Below are 3,378 nucleotides of genomic sequence, written 5' to 3'. Positions count from 1 at the left end.
GCCGACGTGAAGGAAGTGCAGATGCTGCACTGGTGGACGTCGGGCGGCGAGGCAGCGGCGCTGAATGTTCTGAAGCAGGATCTGTCGAAGGAAGGTTTTGCCTGGAAGGATGTTCCGGTGGCCGGCGGTGGCGGTGACGCGGCGATGACGGCGCTGAAGGCGATGGTGGCGGCCGGCACCTATCCGACAGCCTCGCAGATGCTGGGGTATACCGTGCTCGATTATGCCCAGGCCGGCGTCATGGGTGACCTGACGGAGACGGCGAAGAAGGAAGGCTGGGACAAGTCGGTGCCGGCGGCGCTGCAGAAGTTCTCGGTCTATGACGGCAAGTGGGTCGCAGCCCCGGTCAACGTCCACTCGGTCAACTGGCTGTGGATCAACAAGGCGGTGATGGACAAGATCGGCGGCACCCAGCCGAAGACCTTCGACGATCTGATCGCCCTGCTCGACAAGGCCAAGGCCGCCGGCGTCATCCCGCTCGCCCTTGGCGGCCAGAACTGGCAGGAAGCGACGATGTTCGATTCCATCGTGCTGTCGACCGGCGGTCCGGAGTTCTACAAGAAGGCCTTCAACGACCTCGATGAAGAGTCGCTGAAGTCCGAGACGATGAAGAAGTCCTTCGACAATCTGGCGACGATCGTCAAATATGTCGATCCGAACTTCTCCGGCCGCGACTGGAACCTCGCCACCGCCATGGTCATCAAGGGTGACGCGCTGGTGCAGGTGATGGGCGACTGGGCCAAGGGCGAATTCGTCGCCGCCAAGAAGACGCCGGATACCGACTTCCTGTGCTACCGCTTCCCCGGCACCGACGGCAGCGTGATCTACAACTCCGACATGTTCGGCATGTTCAACGTCCCCGACGACCGCAAGGCGGCGCAGGTGGCGCTGGCAACCGCAACGCTGTCGAAGAGCTTCCAGTCGGCCTTCAACGTCGTCAAGGGTTCGGTGCCGGCTCGTACCGACGTTCCCGATACCGACTTCGACGCCTGCGGCAAGAAGGGTATCGCCGACCTGAAGGCTGCCAATGAAGGCGGCACGCTGTTCGGCTCGCTGGCGCAAGGCTATGGCGCACCGCCGGCGATCGCCAATGCCTATAAGGATGTCGTCTCGAAGTTCGTCCACGGCCAGATCAAGACCTCCGACGAGGCCGTGACCCAGCTGGTCCAGGCGATCGACGACGCCCGCTGAGATCACTTGTGATGACAATGCTTCCCCGCGTGACCCGCGGGGAAGCTTCAGGCTCCGCGCCGATCATGCAGGATGATCATGCCCGGACGATATCGAGGAGCCATCATGCGGGGAGGAGATGACATTCCATGAGCACAGTTGCGACCACCGATCCGGTTCTGACGCCGCGGCAATCGACGGGCATCTCGTTGCGCGGCCGGCTGCAGGATGCGCTGCCGAAGATCGTGCTGGCGCCGAGCTTCGTCATCACCATCATCTTCGTCTACGGCTTCATCATCTGGACGGCCTATCTGTCCTTCACCAATTCCAAGACCTTTCCGTCCTATGCGCTGACCGGCGCACGCGCCTATCAGCGGCTGTGGCGCTGGACCTTCGAGAGCGATCCGCCGTCCTCCTGGTATACCTCGATCACCAACATGGCGATCTTCGGCTTCCTCTATGTCGGCATCTGCCTGGCGCTCGGTCTCTTCCTCGCCATCCTGCTCGACCAGAAGATCCGCGGCGAGGGGCTGCTCCGGCCGATCTTCCTCTATCCGATGGCACTCTCCTTCATCGTCACCGGCGTTGCCTGGAAATGGTTCCTCGATCCCGGCCTCGGCCTGGAACAGACGCTGCACCACTTCGGCTGGACGAGCTTCCACTTCGACTGGATCAAGAACAAGGACTTCGTCATCTACACCGTCGTCATCGCCGGCGTCTGGCAGGCGTCGGGCTTCGTCATGGCGATGTTCCTGGCGGGCCTGCGCGGCATCGACGGCGAGATCATGAAGGCCGCCCAGATCGACGGCGCCTCGCCCTTCCAGCTCTACCGCCGCATCGTCATTCCATTGCTGCGGCCGATCTTTCTGTCGGCCTTCATCGTGCTCGCCCATATGGCGATCAAGTCTTATGACCTGGTGGTGGCGCTGACCTCGGGCGGGCCGGGCGGCTCGGCCTGGCTGCCGTCCAACTTCATGTATGAATACACCTTCAAGCGCAACGAGATGGCCGTCGGCTCGGCCAGCGCCATCATCATGCTGATGACCATCTCGGCGATCATCGTGCCCTATCTCTATTCCGAACTGAAGGAGAAGGCGCGATGAGCAGCGTGACCTCTCCGGCAATCGCAACCCCGCAGGCCAGCGACAACAGCAACGACAACAACAACAGCAACAGCAACAGCCGCTGGATCGGCCGCACCGTCATCTACGGCCTGCTCGTGATCTTCGCCATCCTCTACCTAATGCCGCTCTTCGTCATGCTGACCACCTCGTTCAAGACCATGGACGAGATCCAGAACGGCAACATGCTGGCGCTGCCGCAAGCGCCGACCTTCGATCCCTGGATCAAGGCCTGGGGCGAGACCTGTGTCGGGCTGACCTGCGCCGGCATCAAGGGCTACTTCTGGAACTCGATCAAGATGGTGGTGCCGGCCGTCGCCATCTCCACCATCATGGGGGCGCTGAACGGTTATGTGCTCACCAAATGGCGCTTTCCCGGCCATACGCTGGTGTTCGGGCTGATGCTGTTTGCCTGCTTCATTCCGTTCCAGTCGGTGCTGTTGCCGATGGCGACGATCCTCGGTTCGCTCGGCCGCTTCGGCATGACGCTGCAGAACGCCACCGGCTTTGCCTTCGGCTTCGGCAATCCGACCGTCAATCTGGTCTTCGTCCATGTCGTCTATGGCCTGGGCTTCACGACGCTGTTCTTCCGCAATTTCTACGAGGCCTTTCCGACCGAACTGGTCAGGGCCGCCCAGGTCGATGGCGCCAGCTTCTTCCAGATCTTCCGCCGCATCATGCTGCCGAACTCGCTACCGATCATCGTCGTCACCGTCATCTACCAGTTCACCAATATCTGGAACGACTTCCTGTTTGCCTCGGCCTATGCCGGCACCGGCGATTCCATGCCGATGACGGTGGCGCTCAACAATGTCGTCAACACCTCGACCGGGGTGGTCGAATACAATGTCAACATGGCGGCGGCGATGATCGCCGCCGTGCCGACGCTCATCGTCTATATCCTCGCCGGCCGCTACTTCGTGCGCGGTCTGATGGCGGGCGCTGTCAAAGGGTAATCCATGGCCTTCCTCGAAATCTCCGGTCTTAAAAAGCGCTTCGGCGCCGTCGACATTCTCAAGGGCATCGACCTCGAACTCGACAAGGGCGGCTTTCTCGTGCTGGTCGGCCCGTCCGGCTGCGGCAAGTC

General features: G+C 61.7%; 3 protein-coding genes and 1 pseudogene. All 4 read left to right on the top strand.

The annotated features are described in order from the left end of the window. Positions 1 to 1,191 (top strand): ABC transporter substrate-binding protein (locus FHT75_RS35580; RefSeq protein ID WP_097596461.1); only part of this gene is annotated, 1,191 nt, incomplete at its 5' end. A 128-nt stretch (positions 1,192 to 1,319) separates the two neighbouring features. Further along, positions 1,320 to 2,273 (top strand): carbohydrate ABC transporter permease, encoded by a 954-nt coding sequence (locus FHT75_RS35575; RefSeq protein WP_028755623.1) that lies wholly within the window; start codon positions 1,320 to 1,322, stop codon positions 2,271 to 2,273. Next, positions 2,270 to 3,247 (top strand): carbohydrate ABC transporter permease, encoded by a 978-nt coding sequence (locus FHT75_RS35570; protein WP_183845822.1) that lies wholly within the window; start codon positions 2,270 to 2,272, stop codon positions 3,245 to 3,247. Before FHT75_RS35575 ends, FHT75_RS35570 begins: the two co-directional genes overlap by 4 nt. A 3-nt stretch (positions 3,248 to 3,250) precedes the next feature. Continuing rightward, positions 3,251 to 3,378: pseudogene (locus tag FHT75_RS35565) on the top strand (sugar ABC transporter ATP-binding protein); the annotation flags it as partial.

Source organism: Rhizobium sp. BK112 (genome assembly GCF_014193215.1).
Classification (GTDB): Bacteria; Pseudomonadota; Alphaproteobacteria; order Rhizobiales; family Rhizobiaceae; genus Rhizobium; species Rhizobium anhuiense.
The sequence above is the reverse complement of the archived record's forward strand: the minus strand, read 5'-3'. Positions and strand labels throughout refer to the sequence as shown.